Below are 20754 nucleotides of genomic sequence, written 5' to 3' on the forward strand. Positions count from 1 at the left end.
CTGCGGACTTTTCTCGATCACGCCTTCGAATCCAACCGTCCGTACCGCCGCAGCTCCGGCCAGATCCACGCCACCGCTATCACGGCGAGAATGGTACCGACGCCGCCCGTGACCACGGCGATGATGGTTCCTGTTGCAATCGAGTTGCCGACGACGGGGCCGAGGAAGTGAGCCACCATGCCCGCGCGGAACTCCCCAAGTTCGTTCGACGTGCCGATAAACAGGCTGTTCACGGCGGAGACGCGTCCCCTTTTTTCGTCAGGAGTGAGCACCTGCACGAGCGTCTGGCGCACGATGACGCTGATGTTATCCACCGCGCCGCACACGACCAACGCCCCGAATGACAGCCATAGCACGTGTGCGACTCCAAAGACGATCGTCGCTACACCAAACACCGCAACTGACCACAGCATTGCCCGTCCAGCTTTCTGCAGGGGAGGCCGATACGCGATGATCAGCGTGCAAATCACCGCGCCAATCGGCATCGCCATGCGCAATGCTGCCAATCCGCTGGGGGTCGTTGAGAGAATGTCCTTCGCGTAAATGGGAAGCATCGCCGTCGCGCCGCCCAGAAAGACAGCGAACAGATCGAGGGTAAGCGTCCCGAGGATGATCTTATTTTCGAACACGAATCGAAACCCGGCTCCTAGGTTGCGGAAAGATATTGGTTCCCGTTTCACCACCGCGTGTTCGCGTCGAATCAAGCTCAACAGCAGGACGCAGAACAGCCCGGCTGCGGAGTTGATGAGGTAAATGATGGCCGCTGGGGTCTCAGTGCGTTTGGCGAGCCATGTGAGCAGGATTCCGGCGATGGCGGGGCCTGCCACGGACGAAAGCTGGAATATGCCGCTGTTGAATGCGACGGCCTGCGGAAAGAGGCGCGGTGTCACAATGTGCGGCAGGAAAGCCGCGCTTGCGGGCCAAAGAAACGTCCGAGCCCCCGCAATCACAAACAGGCAGGCGTAAACCCACATGACCGGAGCCTGCAACCAGGAAATGACGGCCAGCCCGAGACTCGCAAAGGAGAGGACGGTCGCCATCGAAATGATGATCCGCTTCCGATTGAAGCTGTCCGCCACATGCCCTGCCGGCAATGTCAGCGCGACCATTGGGATCATGAATGCAAGCCCGACAAATCCCAGCGCCAGGGGAGCATGCGTCCGCTCATATAGTTCCCAGCCCACAGAAAAGATCAGCATCTGCTGTCCGATCGATGCAAAGAACCGGCCGACGAGATAGAGAATGAAATCGCGGTTGCGAAGGACGGCATACCGGCCGCCCCCCTTGCCGCCGGCCACAGAAGATTCTACTTCGATCTCAGGATCGTTCATTCCTGCGGCGGCAAGCCGGGCGGCTGCGGTGGAATTCCTATCCAATACCCAGGAATCGCGTGCGTTCGTGATTTCTCAGCCACAGAAAGGGCAAGCCGCCCGAATCGCGACTGCCGAAGACGTTCGTTGCGGTTGGTGACTGGGCGCAGTTCGTAACTCGCTTGCAAAATCAACTCCCGCCCTGCCGCCGTGGTGATGACCGGGCTCGTCGTTGGAGCGGGCACCGGCATGTTGGTTTTCAATGCCGAGATTGAGTACTGGCTGCCCGTCATCAATCGCAGGCGTGCCGCATCTGTCGCGCTCACCCGCCACGTGACAAGAGTGCTGCCAGGTGATGTTATGGCGGGCAGTTGCCGCGCAATGTCGACGAGGGGCGATGGTGAGAATACGGGACGAACGCAGCTTCCGAAGGAGACGAAACCGACCAGCGCTGCCGTGCCCAGCCAGAGCCATGGCGCCGATCCCTGCAAATGGCCGCGGCGAAGAACGGGAATGATCCCCACGCCCGCAAGCATTGCCCCGGCAAGGCCCAGCCTGCCATGCACGGGCGCGCCGAGCACGAGCAGCGCGATTCCCAGAAGCAGGGCCACCCATCCAAGAAACTTAACGGCCATGCCGAGCCGCCGAACCAGCGTCTCATTCCGCGAGACTTCCGACAGCAGCGCCGCAATCAGAACCGCAAGCATCGGATACGAGGCGATGAGGTAGCGCGATCGACGAATATTTCCGAGGCCGAAGATGAACACGAGTGGAACGAAGAGGCAGAGCAGGAAAAGGCATTCCGTTCTATGTTGCTTCCAAAAGTTCTGAAGCGTGCTGCGGCACCAGACCAGCGCTCCGGCAAGGAGAAGCGTCCATGGAAGGAAGTGGCGAACGCCTGCAAACAGGTAGGTCCAGAAGTTTCCGAGAATGAAGCCAACGCTCCACGTCAGGCGCGAGCCCACCTGGTCTGAATAAAAATCGTGGAGATTGTCCCAACCATGCCTCCGCAACATGATGGCGTACCAGAACAGTGCCAGCGTTAACCCGCAGAGCAGCGATGGCCAATGGAGCAATCTCCTGCGGGGCGAAGCCGTTGGCCGGGCCACGATCCAGAACAGCAGGTTCGCAGCGAGCGGACAGAGGCCCAGCAGGCCTTTGGTTTGTACCGCCAGTCCCATTCCGCCGTAGATCATGAGCGGCGCAATCCAACTTCGATCGTTTAAAAACCAGATTCTTGCAAACCCCAGCATGCTGATGAGCACGAAAAGGCAGAGCAGCACATCTGGCGTAGCCCGCGTCGCAACTGTCCAGAGCTGAATATTCGAACCCATCATCAGGGCGGCGAACAGGGCTGCAAGGTTCGAGCGGAAAACTGTTTTGGCGAGCTGGTGGGTGAGGACGATGACGCCGACGCCCGCAAGCAGGAACAGGAGGCGCGCAGAAAACAGGCTGATCCCGAACAGCTTGAAAGGCACTGCCGCGGCCCAATAGGTGATTACCGGCTTCAACAGACGAATGCTTCCGTCTGGATAACGTGGTGTCCAGAAGTCGCCCGATTCAACCATTCCAATTGCCGCGTCGGTGTAGAAGCGCTCATCCCCATGAAACCGTGCCGTGTCCGTGATGATGGGCAGGAGCGCGAGCACGAACGCGATCAGCAAGAGCGTCCTGGCTGGCGGTGCGATTGAATCAACGGATCCGGCCGGCTGGAGAACCCGCGGCTCGTGGACGCCTGGAGTGGTCATAGGTTCAGCGAACCACAGAGTAATGGGTCTTTTTAAACGTGAATCCAAACCACGATTCCAGCTTCAACATGATCCTGTGCTTCTTTTCGCGGCGTGTGAGGCGATGGTTTGGATTTGCGGTGAACACTCCGTCCGCGGGCTCCAGCCACGGCTGCACAGCCTTCGGATGCTCTCGTTTGAATTGCCGCAATGTCAGGGGATCAATCTCTTCATAGCGGATTTTGTGGTTCTTGTTCCGCCAGTAGCGGTGAACGGCCTCGGCCTTGAGATTCATCTGCGCCTCGTTGCGGACCCAGCCATAATGATAAATGGTTGCGTCTGCATGGGCCGCGCGCGGATAACGCCCGCGCTTGTGATCCTGCATCACGAGGAAGAAGAGCCCCTTTGGCGCCCATGCTGGAATCGTGTTCCGGAGAATGCGCGGCGCCGTCCGATACCATGCAGGCGACCAGGCATAGGTGTTCTTGTTGCCGTAGAAGTGGAGATAGTCGAAATACAGCGCCTCAACGCGTTCGTCGTTGAGATGCCGTTGCATGGAAGCCTGAATTTTCGGCAGGTCGTTCTCGTGAACGACTTCGTCACCCTCGAGGTAGAACGCCCAGTCACCTGTGCAGTTAAACAGCGCGATCGATTTCTGCTGGCCGTAAACATATCCCTTGATGCTGTAGTCATTTCGAATCCGCTCGTTCCATTGAGTCGGCACGATTCGCAGCTTCGGCTCGTTCATCGCGTGGAGGCTTTCGCCAGTCCCATCATCCGAAGGTCCGAGTGCGACAACGAATTCATCGACGATCGGCAGGATGGAGCGAATGGATTCCACGAACGGGTATCCCAGCTTGTGGCCATTGCGCACGAACGTGAATCCGCTGACTTTCATTCGCGCGGATACTAAGGGCACGGGAAACAACGAACAACTGGCAACTGACGGCTGGCGATGGGCAACTCACGACCGCGCCATGCAATCCCGCGCACGATGATCCTTGACCCTGGCGCGGTTGTGGCGGTTTATTTCCCGGCTCAGCCATGATCGTGTTCGTGCACATACCGAAAACAGCGGGAACGTCGTTCCGGTTCATTCTGGAAAACAACTTCGGCTGGCATCATTGCCACACCACGCATTCACGCACCCGCCGCTTTTCTGCCGAGGACCTTGCTTTTGCGCGGCGGTTGTTTCCCGGGATTCGCAGCATTGCGGGTCATAACCTCAGCGATCCGCTGCGGATCCCTGCGCCTGATCCATTTTTCGTGACTTTCCTCCGCGAACCCGTCAGCCGCGTGATTTCGCAATATCAGGAGGCAGTCGTTCGTGAAGGCGAAACGCGGACCGTGGAGGAAGCCCTGGAACAAAGCCCGCTGATGTCGAATGTCCACGTCAGGATCATGGGCGGCGGCCCTGACCTGGAACGTGCCAAACAGTTTCTCGATCGGTGCGGCACGGTGGGGTTGACGGAAAAGTTTGAGCTCTCGCTGCACGTGCTCCAGCGGTTGACGCCAGTGCCGTTGAATCTTGCGTATCGGCGAAGCCGGATCGCCCGCGACAATTCCGTGCGGGATTCCATCTTGAGCCAGCCCCGGCTCGTGGAACAAATTCGCAGCCGCAACCAACTGGACCTGCAGTTGTACGACTACGCTGTGCGCGAGGTGTTCCCGAGGTTCTGTGAGCGCGCAGGGTTATCGCCTGACGCGCAGGTTCCTGCCTTTGCCAGCGACGCCAACCGCCCTGGCTGGCGGTTTTACGCGGGCCGATTGTTTAATAAATGCTACCGGCAGGCCAGCAAGCTTCGACCGAATCCGAATCCCGCCCGCCGCGGACGCACGTCCTTGCGCTGATGTTGCGCGGTGTCGGGGCGGAATCAACGCCCGCTCTTCACTGCGACGAACGCGTAACGTGCGTGGGTTAAGCCATTCACCAGCTGGTTCACGTAATATCGAAAGCCGCGCGCGAGGTTCACGCTTTTCGCTTCCATCGGAAAGCCAGCCTGCTTGAAGAACTCGCGATAGTCCGCCAGTGTGTAGAAAGGATCATGGACCCCGGCATCAGCCAGACGCGCGCGCGCGCGCGCGCGGGACTTGAGCTTCACGAGCGGCCAGACGGGTTCGCGAATGGCCACCAAACGCCCGCCCGCCTTCAGGACGCGCTTCGTTTCTCGCAACAGGTGAACCATGTTGCCTGCCTGGTGAAGGACCGACGAACAGACGACCGCGTCAAAGTGATTTGCCGGGAAGTCGAGCTTGTTGAAATCGAGCGGCATCCGCGTGATTTTCGAGGTGTGCGCCTGCAGCGCGCGGAAGACGCGGGGCGCCTGTTCCTTCAGGAGCCGGGGCGAATAATCCGTGACGATGACCTCCACGACGTTCGGCAGCTTGCTCAGTTCGGCTCCCAGCCACGCGGCGCCTGCGCCTATTTCCAGGATGCGTCCGCGGAATTCCATGCCGCAGTTGCCCGTGAGAAACGGGATGAATTGCGGGAGATCTTCCTTAACGCCGCGGAGCCATTCGCTGTTGAACTCCGCTGCCATCCGTTCGTCCGACTCCCGCCGGGCGAGCGCGCGCTCGTGGGTATAGCGGGAGAGATACGCCTTCTTTTCGATGTACTTCGATTCGGTCTGCACGCCACGTAACATTAAGCGGCGTTGTTACGGCAGTGCAACGCGTTTTGATTCCGATTTAAAATTACCCGCGCATTTTGGGCTCTGTGATGGGATGAAAGGCTGCACTTCTACATGGACTCGCCATCATGAGATTCGCCATTGATTTTCTTCGCCCGCTTTTCGGCAAAGAAGCTTTGGAGGAGTGTTCGACATTCCTCTTCCCTGACGCCTGACGTGATGAGGCAACGATGGTTCAGCGTGGGGAACTGGAGCAAATTGAGGGCGCTGCCGGCCGCTCCTCCCTTGGGGTCAGCCGCGCCGAAAACGACACGCTCGAGCCTCACGTGAACAATCGCGCCGGCGCACATCGGACAAGGCTCCTTGGTTACATACAAGGTGCAATCGGTCAGGCGCCAGTCTCCGACCGCGCCTTCAGCTTGCGTCAACGCCAGCATTTCCGCATGGGCAGTAGCATCCTTCAGGAGTTCCACCTGGTTGCTTGCGCGCGCGATGATCCTGCCATTTTTCACGACCACTGCGCCCACGGGGACTTCATCGGCTTCGTAGGCTCTGGCGGCCTGGCGCAACGCTTCGCCCATGAAGTAATGGTCGCTCTCGAGATCAATGATCGGCGGGTTCATGCTGAAACGTTCGACGCGACAGGCACCCAGGTTTCTTCGATGGTCCACTCGTTTTCGCATCCTGGCCGGCAATGGCAATGCGCTGCGAAGAATCCGCCGCGGTGCTTCCAAAACCAGGGCCAGATGATTTCGCGGTCCGTGGCTGGAATTGGGATGTGATCGAGCTCGTGACGCGAAAAAAAAGCGAACCTTCCTTCGCGATGCGCTGGAGGAACCGTGGTGAGACGCAGCTTCACCTCGAAGAGGAACATGAGCCAGTGGCTTTGTCCGAGAAACCCGTGCTCGCTCACGATGCCCGCGAGATGCAGGTCGGTTGAGGCGAGCGTCAGGCCGAGTTCTTCCGCGGCCTCGCGGCGTGCACACGCGTAGGGGGACTCGCCTGTTTCGGTGTGGAGCTTGCCGCCGCAGGGACTCCAGAGGCCGCGATTCGGTTCCTGAGTGCGTTCCAGAAGCAGGACCCGGTCGCCGGCATCGAAGCAGTAAAGCAGCGTCGCGAGCTTGTACGGCAATGCCATATCGAGCCAGTCTGCCGTTGGTTTGAAATCGTGGGCAAGCGCTTTTCTGCGTGGATTGACGTCTCCTTGCATTCTGTTTGCTTTCGGGAGCCAGCTGGGCACGCAAGGAATCATACGGGTTCACTCGGAAGCGGAGAAAGCGAATTACCACGAATACACAGCGCGGCAGAGTCGCAACCAAAGCGGGAAGGGAAAAACCGGTTTACGCGGAATTGCACGGATTGAAGAGAGGAAGTTCAACCACGAACCACACGAACCACACGAAAAGACAGCAGTGAAATGAAAATCTGATCACGGATGGAGACGGATGAACACGGATTCGGAAACAGCTTCCTCTACCCTTTCTCTGCTGCCTCTGCGTGCTCCTGTTTAACGTCTTCTCCTCGCGCTTCTTGTGCCCTTCCCGTGAGGCACCTTCTTTTGAATTCTGGAGGCAGATCGGGAAAGCCAAAACGGGTTGACACGAATTGCACGAATTGAAGGGAGGAAGTTCAACCACGAAGCACACGAACCACACGAAAAGACAGCAGTGGAGATGAAAATCTAATCACGGATGGAAACGGATGAACACGGATTCGGAAACAGCTTCCTCTGCCCTTTCTCTGCTGCCTCTGCGTGCTCCTGTTAAACGTCTTGTCTTCGCGCTCCTTGTGCCCTTCCCGTGGGGCAACTTCTTTTGAGTTCTGGAAGCAGATCGGGAAAGCCAAAACGGGTTGACACGAATGGCACGAATTGAAGGGAGGATGGTCAACCACGAACCACACGAAAAGACAGCAACGGAATTGAAATCCGGCCACGGAGGAGACGGATGAATTTGCGCAAATTGAAGGCAAGGTGGGCGGAGGGAATTTTTAACCACGAACCACACGAAATCTCGGGAAAGCGAATTGCATCCGAATAGCTGCGCTGGTATAAGCGAACGACTCGCATTGGCGGGCTGGTCTGCAAGGTCGGTCTCTGCCGAGGAGAAATTCAGAAATACACATGAACCGCCGCTTTCTTCTGTCCGTCGTCGCGACGGCATTATCCCTGGCCGGGTCCTTTGCCGCGCCAGTGATCACTTCGTTTTCGCCGCACTATGCATCGTCCGGCGATCCCTTTTTCGTTACAATCCAGGGCAGCGGTTTCACGGGCGGTGCGCTCGATGTGCGCTTCAACAATGTTCGTGATACAACTGCGACGGCAACGGGTGATGGATGGATCAACGCGCGGGTTCCGGCAGGAGCCCCGCTTGGGCCGGGGCCCATTTCGGTGAAGGTCGGAAACAACCAGACGTTTAGCGCCGAGGATTTTGTGGTGATTGGCCCCGGGCCATATCTTCATAGCTTCTCCCCCGGCGGCGGGAATTCAGGAACATCGGTGACCCTGACTGGCGCTCACTTCAATCCTGTTGGAAGTCTGGTCGTCCGCTTCGGAGGAAGGGTCGCGACCCCCACGAGTTCAGCCGATCAGGTTCTAGTCGTGCCCGCGCCTCCAGGCGTCACGACGGGTTACATCAGTGTCACGCGTGGCGGCTCTTCCTTTACCAACGACACCCTGTTTTATGTCAATCCGGTCATCACAAGTTTTTCCCCTGCGTTTGGACGCGCGGGAACCAACATCACGATTCGTGGAACCAACTTTACCGACACCACCCAACTGAGGATTGGCGGAATTCCCGTCACTTCGTTCTGGGTCACGAACAACAACGTCATCGGGGCGATCATTCCTCAGGGGGCAGTAACCGGAACGATTCGAATCGACACGCCCGCCGCCAATCCCGCGATCACCGCGACCAATTTCGTTGTGCAGCCGACCGTGCACGGGTTCACCCCGAACTTCGGCTTTGTTGGCACAAGTGTCACGGTGACTGGCGCGAACTTCAATGTGGCAGGGCTGCAGGTGCGGTTTGGTTCGGTGCCATCGCCGAATGTTACCGCGGTCACGTTCGGCAGCTTGACCGCGACCGTTCCGAATGGTGCGGTCACCGCGCCGATCACGGTGACCACATCACAGGGGTCAAATACATCCGCGCAATTGTTCTACATGCCGCCGCGCATTTTTTCGTTTGCCCCGACCAATGGCCCGGCAGGCACCATCATCTCGATCGTGGGAACAAATCTCCTGGGTGCGACGGCGGTGGCCTTCAATGGCGTGCCTTCTCCGAATTTCTGGGTCACGAACAATGGTTCCATGGGAGCGGAGGTTCCGCCGAACGCAGTCACGGGTCCGATTCAAGTCACCACGCCTCACAGCACCACGAACAGCAGCCAGTTTTTCTATGCTCTGCCGATCATTTCAGGATTCACTCCGGCAAACGGGTTGCCGGGCACAAACGTGATCGTTCACGGAACCAATTTCACCGGGACAACGGCAGTGACATTCAACGGAACAGCAGCCGCGTTCAGCGTCACCAATGGAATTCTTGAAGCGGTGGTGCCGACCAATGCCACGACGGGGCCGATCGCGATTACGTCACCCGCAGGGACAATGGTCAGCGGCCAGATCTTCACGCTGGATTACACGAGCGACTTGCAAGTCGGCGTTGTGGCGCCGGCATCACGCGTCCTGGGCGGTGATTTCACCTATGTCATCACAATCTCGAACCGCGGGCCGTTCGCAGTTTCTGGAGTGATGCTGACCAATTTATTGCCGGGCAGCGTTGCGCTTAAATCCGCCTCGTCGACGCAGGGCGCGATCACCACGGGCAATCCTGTGCGGGTGAGCGTTGGATCGCTGAACGTGAATGCGCGGGCTGTGATTACCCTCACCGTCACGCCCCAGGCGACGGGTGTCATCGAGAACGTGGCCACCGTGGCGGGCGGTTTTCCCGACCCCACTTCAACCAACAACACGTCGGTCACGCACACGACGATCTTTGTTGTGCCCGTCGTAACAGCCGATTTTTCGTCCGCGAACCAAATCCGCATTGCGTGGCCGTCCGTGTTGAACAACTTCGTGCTTCAGTCGGCCAGTGACATCAGCAATTCCAACGAATGGGCGACAGTCCAGACCGAGCCAGAATTCATCGGCGACCAGAAGGTGGTGACCGAACCGATCGGGAGCGGTTCCAAATTCTATCGGCTGCGCGTTGTGGAGTGAGGCATCACTGCGAACGGATAGAGTGGCCGGTTCGCGGGCCGAAATTTCATCGCGGAATGCAAACGTATCTGCTTGTGCCGTAGCGGGGCGACGGCTACAAAACACAACCATGCAGCCATCGCAGCGCGTCCCTGGGACGAGATCCACGCGCAGGACGCGGCTGATGAAACGGCTGTTTTCGCGATCCATCGCGTCAGCCTGATCAGTAATCAATAAACAACCTCACGTATGCCGAACCCGACCGAGCCCGTCGCCCCCAACACAGGAGGATCCACACCCGGAATGAATTTCACGGCGGTGAACGAAGCCATCGGACGCCATCGCTGGACCATCTGCGCGCTGATATTTGCAGCGACGACGATCAATTACATGGACCGGCAGGTGCTCGGCATATTGAAGCCGGTGCTTTCGGCCGCCGGCGTTTTTGGTTCGAACGAGTCCACGGCGACCATCGCGCAGCAGGAAATCAACTACTCCAGGGTGGTTATCTGTTTTCAGATTGCCTACGCGGTCGGCATGTTGTTCGCGGGCAAGTTTATCGACAAGGTCGGAACCAAATCGGGCTACGCCTGGGCGCTGATTGGATGGAGCGTGGCGGCGATCGGTCACGCGTTCGGCCATCACACCTGGAGTTTTGGTTTCTGGCGGGCGGCGCTGGGTGTTACGGAGGCGGGAAATTTTCCGGCGGCAAACAAGTGCGTTGCGGAGTGGTTTCCCAAGAAGGAGCGTGCGTTCGCAACCGGGCTTTACAATTCAGGCGCTAACATCGGAGCAATTGTCGCCCCGCTTGTTGTGCTGCGCATCGCAAACAGCATCGGATGGGAATGGGCATTCGTCATCATCGGCGCCATCGGTTTTACCTGGTTGTTCTTCTGGTATCGTCTTTATGGGTCGCCGATCGCCAAGCTTCAGTCAGGAGCGCTCTCCCAGGCTGAATACGATTACATTCATAGCGATGTCGACGAACAGGAGGCCGAGAAGGCGGACGTCGCGCAGGAAAAGGTTTCGTGGTTCAAGCTTCTCACGTTTCGCCAGACCTGGGCGTTCTTTGTTGGAAAGTTCCTGACGGATCCCATCTGGTGGTTCTTCCTGTTCTGGCTGCCTGCGTTTCTTGCAGGTGAGAATGAACGCAAGATTTCATCATTCATGGCTCTCAATCCCTCGTATTCTGGACTCCCGGCGAACATCCCTGGCGTCATCAAGTGGGATGTGGCGCTTGCAGTGATTTATTGCGTATCGACCGTGGGTTCGATTGTCGGAGGATGGCTGCCCAAGCGCTTCATCAATGGCGGAATGGATCCGAACAAGGCGCGCAAGCTTGCAATGTTTATCTACGCGTTGTTCCCCCTCACCGTTCTGCTGGCGTCGAAGTTGGGGACGATCAACACCTGGCTGGCGGTTGCAACCATCGCCATCGCCTGTGCAGCCCATCAGGCATGGTCTGCGAATATCTTCACAACGGTTTCTGACATGTTTCCCAAGAAAGCGGTCGCATCCGTGACCGGCATCGGCGGCATGGCAGGCGCGGCAGGCGGCATTTTGATTGCCTATGCTGCGGGCAAGCTCCTCGCGCATTTCAAGGCGCTGGACCGGATCGAAGCTGGGTACGCAGTCATGTTTGTTGTTTGCGGCCTTGCCTACCTCACCGCCTGGTGTCTCATGCATCTGCTGGTGCCCAGGTTTAAGAAGATCGTTTTGTGAACCCTCCCGCGCCCGCCGCCTTCGGCGGGCGCGCTTCATTCCCAACCACTCAGTTATGGATCAGCAGGTATATCTCGGCATCGACATCGGCGCGGAAAGCGGACGCCTCATGGCGGGTCTCTGGGACGGAAAACGCATTCAACTGGAGGAACTCCATCGGTTTCCGAACGGCGGTGTGATGATCAACGACGGCCTTCGATGGAATGTGCTGGCGATGTGGGCTGAAATCCAGCAAGGCCTCGCGGCGGCTGCAAAGCGCTTCGGCAAACGCATTGTTTCGGTGGGCGTGGATACGTGGGGTGTTGATTATGTCCTGCTTTCCCAAAGTGGCGAACTGCTTGGGCATCCCTTTCATTATCGGGACAACCGGACACGCGGCATGTTTCAGCGCGCGTTCAATCGAGTCCCGCGAGCGGACATTTTCACCGCGACAGGGTTGCAGTTCATGGAGATCAACACGCTGTACCAGCTGCTCGCGCACCAGAAGAACCATCCAGAATTGTTGAACGCAGCGGAGACGCTGTTGATGATGCCGGACTACCTGCACTTCCTTCTGTCGGGCACACGCACATCGGAATTCACCATTGCCACGACAAGCCAGTGCGTGAATCCGCGTAAACGCGCCTGGGACTCGGATTTGTTGCAAAAGCTTGGGCTGCCTGCGCGGATTTTTCCGGAGATCGTTCCGCCAGGATCCCGCATCGGGCAGCTGAGGCCCCGGGTGGCCGAACGTTCTGGAATTGAGCGGATCAATGTCGTCGCCCCCGCCGCGCACGATACAGGATCAGCCGTGGTGGGCGTTCCGTCCGTGCATACGGGCAAGAGCAACTGGGCATACTTGAGTTCGGGAACATGGTCGCTCCTTGGGGTTGAAGTGCGGGATGCGTTGCTCTCTCCGCGCGTGCTGGAACTCAACTTCACCAACGAAGGCGGCATCGATGGGACGTATCGGCTCCTGAAGAACATCATGGGGCTTTGGCTCTTGCAGCAATGCCGCCGGTGCTTTGGCGAGAAGGGACGCACGCTGAGTTACGATGAACTGACCCGGCTGGCTGCCGAGGCCCCGGCCTTTCGTTCATTCGTGAACCCCGACGACAGCCGTTTTCTAAATCCCGCGGACATGGCGGAGGCGATTCAGTCGTACTGCCGCGAAACGGGCCAGCCTGTGCCTGAAACGGAAGGACAACTGGCGCGCTGCATTTTCGAAAGCCTTGCGCTGACCTACGCGGTGGTCCTTGAGGGACTCGAACAATTGACAGGGCAACGGATCGAAGTGCTGCACATTGTGGGCGGCGGTTCCCGCAACCAGTTGCTGAACACGTTCACGGCGAATGCTGCCAACCTGCTCGTCGTTGCAGGACCCGTTGAGGCAACCGTGCTCGGCAACGTCCTCGTTCAGGCCCGCTCAAATGGTGAATTGAAATCCCTCAGCGACATCCGTTCGGTGGTGCGCGCATCCAGCGAAGTTACTGAGTTTGAGCCGAAACAACCCGACGCATGGAAGGAAGCGCGCTTGCGGTTTGCTGAGCTCCGGAAACTGCAGCCCGCAGCGTAACTGCCCGCCGTGGGAGCCCGGCTTCGAGCCAGACGGAAGGAACCTTTTACGATGCGGGTGCGTGGAGACGTTCAAACGGATTTGAACAGGAGGACGTAGAGATAGCGGAGGAAGATGAGTGGGCAAATCTTTAATGCTCGGATGGACAACTGATTCGAAGAAGAATCGGAAAACCGAGCATGCCTCCTGGTTCACGATTTTCCAGGCTGCAAGGACGCGTGGCGCCACTTATGGAGATGCGTCCGGAGTAATCGAATCCCAAGCGCATTGCTTGACTGAATTGTGTTCTGGCGGGAAGCTTGCCGCCCTATGTCACCCCTGCCAACTGTCCTTCGTCACGTTTCAATAATCACGGCTGCAGCGATATTCGCCATCATTTCGGCCCCCGCAGTTTCCGCCGCAGATCCTGAGCCTCAGAAGCCGGCCGGCAAAACTGAATTGTTCAATGGAAAAGACTACTCAGGCTGGACGTTTGCGTTCCGAACCAATGCGGATCCGAAAGGCACGTGGGGCATTACGAATGGCGTGTTGCACTGCAACGGGCAGCCCTACGGATACATCCGCACCGAGACCCCGTATCGCGATTACAAGCTGACCGTCGAATGGCGTTTCGTAAAAGTTGCCCCGCGGGCCGATAACACTGGCATTCTGCTGCACGTACAAGCGCCCGACCAGGTGTGGCCGCGCGCGATCGAATGCCAGGGACAATCGCGCCACCACGGCGACCTGATTCTCATGGGAAACACCACGTGCAAGGTGAATGATGAGAACAAGACGGGACGCGTGGCGATGAAGGGCGAGCCTAACGAGAAACCTGTCGGCCAATGGAATAGCTACGAGATCGTTTGCAGCGGAAATACGTTGAAGGCTTCGGTCAACGGGAAGCTGTTGAATGAGGTGACGGATTGCAGCGTGACCTCGGGCTTCATCGCGATACAGAGCGAGGGAAGCGAATTCGAGGTGCGGAAGGTGACAATCGAGCCCGCTACGGGGATTTAGCTGTCCCGGGCTCGCGCAGCTTGACGAGCGTAGCGCCCCAGCCGCCCAATTCGGGGTGGTCCAGCGTGAACGACAGCACGTCCGGATGCCTGGCCAGGATCGCGTGAACCCGCGTGCGCAGCTGGCCTGTTCCCTTGCCATGAATGATGCGCACCTGGAGAATTCCCTTCGCAAGGCACGCCGCCAGGTAATCGGGCACGAGCTCGCCCACCTCCCTGGGACGAAACGTATGCAGGTCGAGCACTCCATCGATCGGCAGTTCTATGGGGTCGTCCATTTCGTCAGACGCTACCGCCGCGGCCGGGCGGGTTCAAGGTGCCAGAACCCTGCGCGGCGCGCATGCTGATCTGCCTCCGCACGCGACGCCCACACTTTCTGAGTTGATCTCGCAGCGGGCGTCTGGTCTACGATGCGGCATTGCATGTAAAACGTCCCTGCAGCGAATGGTAGACCAATCCCAATGAAAAAGTTTTTGGCCATGTTGTTTTGGCTGGCGCTTGCCCTTGCCGGAGCGTGGGCGTTTGCAAGCCTCGCCTTGCATCGAGGCGAGAGGATCAATTCCGCTTACATATTGATCGCGGCATTCTGCACCTACGCCATCGGGTATCGCTTTTATTCCAAATGGATCGCCGCACGCGTCCTGTTTTTGAACGACCGGCGCGCCACTCCCTGCGAGGTTCAGGACGACGGCAAGGACTTCTGCAAGACGAACAAATGGATCGTGTTCGGCCATCACTTCGCGGCGATTTCCGGGCCGGGTCCGCTGGTCGGGCCGGTGCTCGCAGCGCAGTTCGGTTTTCTTCCGGGAACGCTCTGGATTTTGATCGGCGTCGTCCTGGGCGGCGCGGTTCAGGACTTGATCATTCTATTCGCGTCGATGCGCCGCAACGGAAAATCGCTCGGCCAGATGGTGAAGGAGGAATTGAACACGCCTGCCGGAACCATCGCGTCGATTTCAATCCTGGCAATAATGATGATCCTCCTCGCGGTGCTTGCGTTGGTGGTCGTGAAGGCGCTGGCGGAAAGCCCGTGGGGCGTATTCACGGTGGCTGCAACGATTCCGATCGCGCTGTTCATGGGCGGATACCTTCGATTCTGGCGCATTGGCAAGGTGCTTGAAGCATCGGCAATCGGGGTCGTGCTGCTGCTGCTCGCCGTCTGGGGCGGGAAGCTGGTGCACGAAAGCGCGTCATGGTCGCAGGCGCTGGCTTTGAACGAGCTGAATCTGGCGTGGGCAATTATTATTTACGGACTCGCCGCGAGCGTGCTGCCGGTCTGGCTGTTGCTCGCACCGCGTGATTACCTCAGCACCTTCATGAAGCTCGGGACCATTCTTGCCCTCGCCACGGGCATCCTGATGCTGTTGCCCGACCTGCAGATGCCCGCGGTGACTTCGTTCATCGATGGGTCGGGGCCGATCGTGGCGGGGAAAGTCTTTCCATTCTGTTTTATCACGATCGCGTGCGGCGCGATCTCGGGGTTCCACACCCTGATCGCAAGCGGCACGACCCCGAAGATCATCACGCGAGAATCGTATGCGCGGCCGATTGGTTACGGTGCAATGTGCCTGGAATCGCTTGTCGCGATCATGGCGATGATTGCCGCGTGCACGCTCGATCCAGGTGTCTATCTGAGCATGAACATCAAGGGTGACCCTGCGGCGACCGTGGAGAAGGTCAATGCTTACGGGTATTCCGTGACCACCGCACAGATGGAGGCGCTCGCGGATGACCTGGGCGAAACGACGCTCTTTGGCCGCACGGGCGGTGCAGCCACCCTGGCGGTGGGAATGGCGCAAATCTTTTCGCGTGTGGTCAGCGGCCGATGGCTCGACCTGTGGTATCACTTCGCGATTATGTTCGAAGCCCTGTTCATCCTAACAACGCTGGATGCAGGCACGCGCGTGGGACGCTACATTCTGCAGGATTTTCTGGGTGCGGCTTGGAAGCCGTTGGGCGACACAAAAAGCCTGGGCGGTAATGTGTTGGCCAGCGCACTGATGGTGGCGGGCTGGGGGTATTTTCTGATTCAAGGGGTGAAGGACCCGCTGGGTGGAATCAACTCGCTTTGGCCGTTGTTTGGAATCGCCAACCAGATGCTTGCCGCAATTGCGCTCTGCCTTGGCACTACCATCCTGCTGAAGATGCAATTGCAACCGGGGCAGGACGCGACAACACGGCGGCGCCCCGCGGTCGCATTGATCGCACTGGTTCCACTGGTCTGGCTGCTGGCAGTGACCTTCACGGCTGGCGTGCAAAAGATCTGGCACAGTGACGCCCGCATCGGTTTTCTCGCACACGCTGAACAGTTAAGGCAGCAGGCACCTGCATTGAGCGCTGCGCTCGAAGCGGCACGGCGAGGCGGAGACGCGATCGCCGTGACTGCCGCGGAGAAGGCATTGCGCGCGAACCGCGCGGTGCGATTCAATCAAACCCTGGATGCATTGGTTGCGGGCGCTTTCCTGGTTCTGGTATCGATCATTGTTTTGATGAGCATTCGCGAGTGGATCCTGCTGCTCGCCCGGCGGAAAGCGGCGCAATTGAGGGAGGCGCCTATTGTTTGGCTGCCCGAATACGCGGTCGCGGAGGCGCGCCCGCTGCATGTTGCAAGCCTGCTTACCGTGGCGTTCGCGTTGCTGAAGGAATTGTCTGGCGAGGCGAGGCTCGAGCGGGCGCAGATCGCGCAGCAGGTTCGCTGCGGGGAGGACAACCCTTGCACCCAGGAAAAAACGCGCGAGCAACTGTATGTCGAAACGACCGAGCAACAGTTTAATGGTGTTCGGCGCTGTTGTTAGTGAAGGACGTCAATAAATGAAGATCGGACTGTTTGGCGGCTCGTTCGACCCCGTGCATGTCGGGCACCTCCTCGTAGCCCAGGCAGCCCGGGAGGAACTCGGGCTCGACCGCCTGGTGTTCATTCCCGCCGCGCAGTCTCCCTTCAAGGCCGGTCTTCAGGCGATCGATGGCCGCCAACGGTTGCGCCTGCTGCGCCTGGCACTCGCGGGATATGATTGGTGCGCGGTGGATGACCAGGAAATTGGCCGCGGCGGCATCTCGTATTCCATCGACACGCTGCGTGATTACGCCGTGAAGTTTCCCGGAGCTGAATTGTTTTTCCTGATTGGCGGCGACCACGTTGTGCAGCTGCCAAAGTGGCGCGATGCCGAGGAGCTGGCGCGGCTTGCCACTTTCGTGGTCGTACCCCGGCCCGGGCAGGATCACGTTCAGTTTCCGCCGCCATTCCGGGGACAATTTCTTTCCGGTTTTCCTATTCGCATTTCGTCGTCGGAAATTCGGGCGCGAATCCGCGAGGGACATCCAGTCGGAGCGCTGCTTCCCCGCGCGGTTGCTGAAGCCATCCACAACAATCGACTTTATCTTTGAGTGTTCGTGGGGCATTTTCCCGGCACATGGATTCCAAAAAACTCGCGCTTCTTTGCCGCGAACTGGCAGATAACAAGAAGGCCGAAAATATCACGGTTCTCGATGTCCGCGAGCTGTCTTCGGTGACGGATTATTTTGTGATTGCGACAGGAACGAGCGAGCCGCACCTGCGGGCAATCATGGACGAGATTGTTGACTCACTGCGCGACGAGCAGGGGCTGCGTCCGCGGGCGATCGATGGGGCTCTGCAGACCGCGTGGATTGTTTTGGATTACTTCGACGTGATCGTGCATGTCATGCGCCACGACATGCGGGAAAAATACGACCTTGAGACTTTGTGGGGAGATGCGCCTCGAGTGAAGCCGCGAAAGGTGAAGGCTCGTAGCTCGAGCTAATTCCGTAAACCCGCGAAGAGGTTAAGCTTTGGGAGGGGTTTCTGCAGCCGCCTTAACCATTTCATCAACCAACCGCTTGAAATCTTCGAGACCCGGGGCCGGAATAATAATGGTGTCGCGGCGGCCACCGACGTCTTCGGTGATGCGGAGAAAGCGGCCGCGGGGATTTTCCTTCAGCGTGAACACAAACATCTTGCGTTCGATCTGGATGCGGTCGGTCCTCAGAGTGTCCTCGTTAACGGGCGGTTTCGGAGAGCCGTAGGGTGGACGATTGCCGAAAGGCGAGGGACGTTCGTTAGAGATCATACATATTCCCGTGAGACGCCCGAGGCGCTCTTTGGTTTAACGCCGGTACCTTTGACGATAACCCTGTATTGGTCAACCCCGGAATTTTACGGAACTCACGAAACGTGGTGTGTCTGAAGGGTTTGCGAGGCGCCAGAAATGAACCGCGAGGCAGGCGATTGCTCCGCATTGCGCAAGCAACACAACAACGTGCCATCGTCCGACCGAACGGGCCGCCGCGTCCCGCTCCACGGGCTTGGCCTTTGCCGAGAAGCGGATCGCATGCGTGGTCTTGAGATGAGGTTGAATCATGTTGCTGCCGACGATTCCATAACCGAGCAATCCAAGCAGGACGATCAGTGGAAGCTTGCGGGACTTCGGGCGGCCCAGGTAGAGCCATTCCAAAGTCAGATGAATCAAGGCGATGAGGGCGCACACGACAAAAAATTGGAAGTAGTATCCGAGCAGCACATGCTGAATGCCCGGAGCGAAGTAAGGCATGTTACGCGGCTGCAGGAGAGTGCCCATCGCGGATGACCCGAGCGCCGGGCTTGCAACGACAGTGAAGAACACGACCCCGCCGAGCCAGATCGCCGCGTTGAATACCCCGATCAATCGCATAACGCCAATCACGGCCCGACGGTAGGCAAATCCCAATATGCTGCCAAGCCAGATCGCCTCGGCCCCTAAAGCATCTCCTTCCCGAGCCGCCCCACCTCATCGCGAATCATCGCATCGATTCGGGTCTTGTTCACGTACACATTGTTCTTCTGGATGTTGAACGTGGCTGCCACCTTTTCCGGCGCCCAGCCTTTGTGCACATACAGATCGTAGATCTGGTATTTCAGTGGATCGATCCGGCGCTTCACGTTCCCTTCCGCAGCCGCGATCAGGCTGCGCTTCCATTCCGCATCCCACGTGTCAGCGGATATGTCCACGGTCGGATCCGGAATGCGTTCGATCGTGCGCGTGCCGGTTTGTGTTTCGCTGTCATGCACCATCACTGGACCACGCTTCCGCAATTGATCCGTAATCCGCCAGCGGGTCATCGTCAGCAGCCAGTTCTTGAACGAGCCGAGCGATGGATCGTACTTGAACGTCGGAATGTGGCGGGCGACGGACACAATCGTCTCCTGCACGACGTCCTGCGCCTCCGTGCGGGTTAATCCGGCCTTCAAGGAAATGTCGAAAATCAGCCGGGAATAAATATTGTAGAAGTCCTGCCAACTTGCCTGGTCCTGGAGGTCTTTCAACCGGTTTAGCAACGACGCTCGCGTCGGGATCAACTCGTCTGGCATCGCGGCATAGTAAAGGATTTCGGCCATCCACTTGGCAACATAAATGCAACAGATCCCGCTTGTTTTGGGCGGCCCGACTGAGCACTGTATCAGACCTATTTTGCCGTGCTCCGGGCACGCCCTGATTTTTATGTTGAGAGCTGGAATTGTCGGGTTGCCCAATGTGGGCAAATCCACCCTGTTTAACGCCGTCACTCGCACCCGAAAGGCCGAGGCGGCGAATTACCCTTTTTGCACCATCGACCCCAACGTGGGCATTGTGACCGTGCCGGATCCGCGCCTGGAACCGCTCTCACGCGTTGCCAAGACGAGTGTCATTGTTCCGGCCGCGGTGGAATTCGTGGACATCGCCGGCTTGGTGAAAGGTGCGGCGCAGGGTGAAGGGCTCGGCAACAAGTTCCTCAGCCACATCCGTGAAGTGGATGCGATCGTGCAGGTCGTTCGTTGCTTTGAAGATCCCGACATTCACCACGTCGCGGGCAGCGTCAATCCCGTGCGTGACATCGAGGTGATCAACACGGAACTCGTGCTTGCCGACCTCGACGCAGTGAAGAAGCGCCGCGAGCGGCTGGCCAAGGACGTGAAACGAGGGGAAAAGGCGGCGGTGGCGGAAGACGCAGTCCTGACGAAGATTGAACCTGTCCTCGACTCGGGCAAACCCGCGCTGACGGTAACCTTGACGCCCGAGGAGAAGGTGTTGTCAAAGTCGTTCTACCTTCTGACCGACAAGCCGACGATTTTCGCGTGCAATGTGAAGGAATCGGAACTGGCCACGGGCGATCAGAATCCATTCGTGCTGCAGGTGCGCGAATATGTGAAGACGCATCTCGCCTGTGAAGCCGTCGTGATCAGCGCGCAGATCGAGAGCGACCTGATTGACCTCTCACCGGAGGAAGCAAAGGCATTCCTTCAAGAGTTGGGGGTGCAGGAAAGCGGCGTTGGACAATTGATTCGCGCGACGTACCACCTGCTTGGATTGCGCACCTACTTTACTGCTGGTGAAAAGGAAGTGCGCGCGTGGACGATTCACGCGGGCGATACGGCGCCGAAGGCGGCGGGCGTCATTCACAGCGATTTCGAACGCGGCTTCATCAAGGCGGAAACGGTCGCCTACGACGCTCTCATGCAATGCGGCTCCGTCGCTGCGGCACGCGAAAAGGGTTTGTATCGCATGGAAGGCAAGGAATACGTCGTCAAGGACGGTGACGTTCTCCTCTTCAAGTTCAACGTGTAGATTGAATGGGGGCGCCAA

General features: G+C 58.4%; 19 protein-coding genes. 9 read left to right on the forward strand and 10 right to left on the reverse strand.

What is annotated here, in order from left to right; all coding sequences use genetic code 11:
• Nucleotides 1–17 precede the first annotated feature (17 nt).
• The 3 genes from VEH04_02035 to VEH04_02045 are packed head-to-tail and all read right to left on the reverse strand — an operon-like array spanning nucleotide 18 to nucleotide 3935.
• Nucleotides 18–1331, reverse strand: a complete 1314-nt coding sequence (locus VEH04_02035) for an MFS transporter (protein ID HYG21532.1) — start codon at nucleotides 1329–1331, stop codon at nucleotides 18–20.
• Nucleotides 1328–3058, reverse strand: coding sequence for a glycosyltransferase family 39 protein (locus VEH04_02040; protein HYG21533.1), 1731 nt, complete (start codon nucleotides 3056–3058; stop codon nucleotides 1328–1330). Before VEH04_02040 ends, VEH04_02035 begins: the two co-directional genes overlap by 4 nt.
• 4 nt (nucleotides 3059–3062) lie before the next feature.
• Nucleotides 3063–3935, reverse strand: a complete 873-nt coding sequence (locus tag VEH04_02045) for a glycosyltransferase (protein ID HYG21534.1) — start codon at nucleotides 3933–3935, stop codon at nucleotides 3063–3065.
• A 146-nt stretch (nucleotides 3936–4081) separates the two neighbouring features.
• Here VEH04_02045 and VEH04_02050 point away from each other — a divergent pair, with 146 nt between their 5' ends.
• Nucleotides 4082–4888 carry a sulfotransferase family 2 domain-containing protein gene (locus VEH04_02050; GenBank protein HYG21535.1) on the forward strand — a complete coding sequence of 269 codons (807 nt, stop codon included), beginning with the start codon at nucleotides 4082–4084 and terminating at the stop codon, nucleotides 4886–4888.
• Between the two features lie 23 nt (nucleotides 4889–4911).
• Here the strand turns inward: VEH04_02050 and VEH04_02055 are convergent, their stop codons facing one another.
• From VEH04_02055 to VEH04_02065, 3 genes are all read right to left on the reverse strand, one after another.
• Nucleotides 4912–5682: a class I SAM-dependent methyltransferase gene (locus tag VEH04_02055; protein ID HYG21536.1), complete on the reverse strand. Its 771-nt coding sequence runs from the start codon at nucleotides 5680–5682 to the stop codon at nucleotides 4912–4914.
• Between the two features lie 95 nt (nucleotides 5683–5777).
• Nucleotides 5778–6290: a tRNA adenosine(34) deaminase TadA gene (gene tadA, locus VEH04_02060; GenBank protein HYG21537.1), complete on the reverse strand. Its 513-nt coding sequence runs from the start codon at nucleotides 6288–6290 to the stop codon at nucleotides 5778–5780.
• Entirely contained in the window at nucleotides 6287–6877 is a 591-nt protein-coding gene (locus VEH04_02065; protein ID HYG21538.1) for an NUDIX domain-containing protein, read from the reverse strand. The genes tadA and VEH04_02065 overlap by 4 nt, the downstream gene beginning before the upstream one ends.
• 912 nt (nucleotides 6878–7789) lie before the next feature.
• Here VEH04_02065 and VEH04_02070 point away from each other — a divergent pair.
• The 4 genes from VEH04_02070 (at nucleotide 7790) to VEH04_02085 (ending at nucleotide 14141) form a co-directional block, all read left to right on the forward strand.
• On the forward strand, nucleotides 7790–9886 hold the full coding sequence (locus tag VEH04_02070) for an IPT/TIG domain-containing protein (GenBank protein HYG21539.1): 2097 nt from the start codon (nucleotides 7790–7792) through the stop codon (nucleotides 9884–9886).
• 228 nt (nucleotides 9887–10114) lie between these two features.
• The gene (locus VEH04_02075; protein HYG21540.1) at nucleotides 10115–11587 is read left to right on the forward strand and encodes an MFS transporter; all 1473 of its coding nucleotides are present in this window, start codon (nucleotides 10115–10117) and stop codon (nucleotides 11585–11587) included.
• Between the two features lie 55 nt (nucleotides 11588–11642).
• Complete coding sequence (rhaB, locus tag VEH04_02080; GenBank protein HYG21541.1) at nucleotides 11643–13142, forward strand: rhamnulokinase; 1500 nt, start codon at nucleotides 11643–11645, stop codon at nucleotides 13140–13142.
• A 309-nt stretch (nucleotides 13143–13451) separates the two neighbouring features.
• The gene (locus VEH04_02085) at nucleotides 13452–14141 is read left to right on the forward strand and encodes a DUF1080 domain-containing protein (GenBank protein HYG21542.1); all 690 of its coding nucleotides are present in this window, start codon (nucleotides 13452–13454) and stop codon (nucleotides 14139–14141) included.
• Here the strand turns inward: VEH04_02085 and VEH04_02090 are convergent.
• Nucleotides 14128–14418, reverse strand: a complete 291-nt coding sequence (locus VEH04_02090; GenBank protein HYG21543.1) for a Smr/MutS family protein — start codon at nucleotides 14416–14418, stop codon at nucleotides 14128–14130. The genes VEH04_02085 and VEH04_02090 overlap by 14 nt on opposite strands.
• Before the next feature lie 183 nt (nucleotides 14419–14601).
• Here VEH04_02090 and VEH04_02095 point away from each other — a divergent pair, with 183 nt between their 5' ends.
• The 3 genes from VEH04_02095 to rsfS are packed head-to-tail and all read left to right on the forward strand — an operon-like array spanning nucleotide 14602 to nucleotide 17919.
• Nucleotides 14602–16935, forward strand: coding sequence for a carbon starvation CstA family protein (locus VEH04_02095; GenBank protein HYG21544.1), 2334 nt, complete (start codon nucleotides 14602–14604; stop codon nucleotides 16933–16935).
• Between the two features lie 16 nt (nucleotides 16936–16951).
• Nucleotides 16952–17524, forward strand: coding sequence for a nicotinate (nicotinamide) nucleotide adenylyltransferase (nadD, locus tag VEH04_02100; GenBank protein ID HYG21545.1), 573 nt, complete (start codon nucleotides 16952–16954; stop codon nucleotides 17522–17524).
• A gap of 26 nt (nucleotides 17525–17550) precedes the next feature.
• Nucleotides 17551–17919: a ribosome silencing factor gene (gene rsfS / locus VEH04_02105; GenBank protein ID HYG21546.1), complete on the forward strand. Its 369-nt coding sequence runs from the start codon at nucleotides 17551–17553 to the stop codon at nucleotides 17917–17919.
• Nucleotides 17920–17940: 21 nt separating this feature from the next.
• On the opposite strand, the gene VEH04_02110 is transcribed toward rsfS, so the two are convergent.
• The 3 genes from VEH04_02110 to VEH04_02120 form a co-directional block, all read right to left on the reverse strand.
• Complete coding sequence (locus VEH04_02110; protein HYG21547.1) at nucleotides 17941–18225, reverse strand: RNA-binding protein; 285 nt, start codon at nucleotides 18223–18225, stop codon at nucleotides 17941–17943.
• Between the two features lie 72 nt (nucleotides 18226–18297).
• Entirely contained in the window at nucleotides 18298–18837 is a 540-nt protein-coding gene (locus tag VEH04_02115) for a DUF4149 domain-containing protein (protein HYG21548.1), read from the reverse strand.
• Nucleotides 18838–18890: 53 nt separating this feature from the next.
• Nucleotides 18891–19529 (reverse strand): sigma-70 family RNA polymerase sigma factor, encoded by a 639-nt coding sequence (locus VEH04_02120; protein HYG21549.1) that lies wholly within the window; start codon nucleotides 19527–19529, stop codon nucleotides 18891–18893.
• Between the two features lie 103 nt (nucleotides 19530–19632).
• On the opposite strand from VEH04_02120, the gene ychF reads away from it, so the two are divergent.
• A complete protein-coding gene (gene ychF / locus VEH04_02125) occupies nucleotides 19633–20736 on the forward strand; it encodes a redox-regulated ATPase YchF (GenBank protein ID HYG21550.1) in 1104 nt (367 codons plus the stop codon).
• The last annotated feature ends 18 nt before the right edge of the window (nucleotides 20737–20754 follow it).

Source organism: Verrucomicrobiia bacterium (assembly GCA_035629175.1).
GTDB lineage: Bacteria > Verrucomicrobiota > Verrucomicrobiia > Limisphaerales > DASXHY01 > DASXHY01.

Excerpts from the sequence above, each read along its gene's own strand:
- VEH04_02035 (HYG21532.1), bottom strand. The coding sequence starts at position 1,331 with ATGAACGATCCTGAGATCGAAGTAGAATCTTCTGTGGCCGGCGGCAAG.
- VEH04_02040 (HYG21533.1), bottom strand. The coding sequence starts at position 3,058 with ATGACCACTCCAGGCGTCCACGAGCCGCGGGTTCTCCAGCCGGCCGGA.
- VEH04_02045 (HYG21534.1), bottom strand. The coding sequence starts at position 3,935 with ATGAAAGTCAGCGGATTCACGTTCGTGCGCAATGGCCACAAGCTGGGA.
- VEH04_02050 (HYG21535.1), top strand. The coding sequence starts at position 4,082 with ATGATCGTGTTCGTGCACATACCGAAAACAGCGGGAACGTCGTTCCGG.
- VEH04_02055 (HYG21536.1), bottom strand. The coding sequence starts at position 5,682 with ATGTTACGTGGCGTGCAGACCGAATCGAAGTACATCGAAAAGAAGGCG.
- tadA (HYG21537.1), bottom strand. The coding sequence starts at position 6,290 with ATGAACCCGCCGATCATTGATCTCGAGAGCGACCATTACTTCATGGGC.
- VEH04_02065 (HYG21538.1), bottom strand. The coding sequence starts at position 6,877 with ATGCAAGGAGACGTCAATCCACGCAGAAAAGCGCTTGCCCACGATTTC.
- VEH04_02070 (HYG21539.1), top strand. The coding sequence starts at position 7,790 with ATGAACCGCCGCTTTCTTCTGTCCGTCGTCGCGACGGCATTATCCCTG.
- VEH04_02075 (HYG21540.1), top strand. The coding sequence starts at position 10,115 with ATGCCGAACCCGACCGAGCCCGTCGCCCCCAACACAGGAGGATCCACA.
- rhaB (HYG21541.1), top strand. The coding sequence starts at position 11,643 with ATGGATCAGCAGGTATATCTCGGCATCGACATCGGCGCGGAAAGCGGA.
- VEH04_02085 (HYG21542.1), top strand. The coding sequence starts at position 13,452 with ATGTCACCCCTGCCAACTGTCCTTCGTCACGTTTCAATAATCACGGCT.
- VEH04_02090 (HYG21543.1), bottom strand. The coding sequence starts at position 14,418 with ATGGACGACCCCATAGAACTGCCGATCGATGGAGTGCTCGACCTGCAT.
- VEH04_02095 (HYG21544.1), top strand. The coding sequence starts at position 14,602 with ATGAAAAAGTTTTTGGCCATGTTGTTTTGGCTGGCGCTTGCCCTTGCC.
- nadD (HYG21545.1), top strand. The coding sequence starts at position 16,952 with ATGAAGATCGGACTGTTTGGCGGCTCGTTCGACCCCGTGCATGTCGGG.
- rsfS (HYG21546.1), top strand. The coding sequence starts at position 17,551 with ATGGATTCCAAAAAACTCGCGCTTCTTTGCCGCGAACTGGCAGATAAC.
- VEH04_02110 (HYG21547.1), bottom strand. The coding sequence starts at position 18,225 with ATGATCTCTAACGAACGTCCCTCGCCTTTCGGCAATCGTCCACCCTAC.
- VEH04_02120 (HYG21549.1), bottom strand. The coding sequence starts at position 19,529 with ATGGCCGAAATCCTTTACTATGCCGCGATGCCAGACGAGTTGATCCCG.
- ychF (HYG21550.1), top strand. The coding sequence starts at position 19,633 with ATGTTGAGAGCTGGAATTGTCGGGTTGCCCAATGTGGGCAAATCCACC.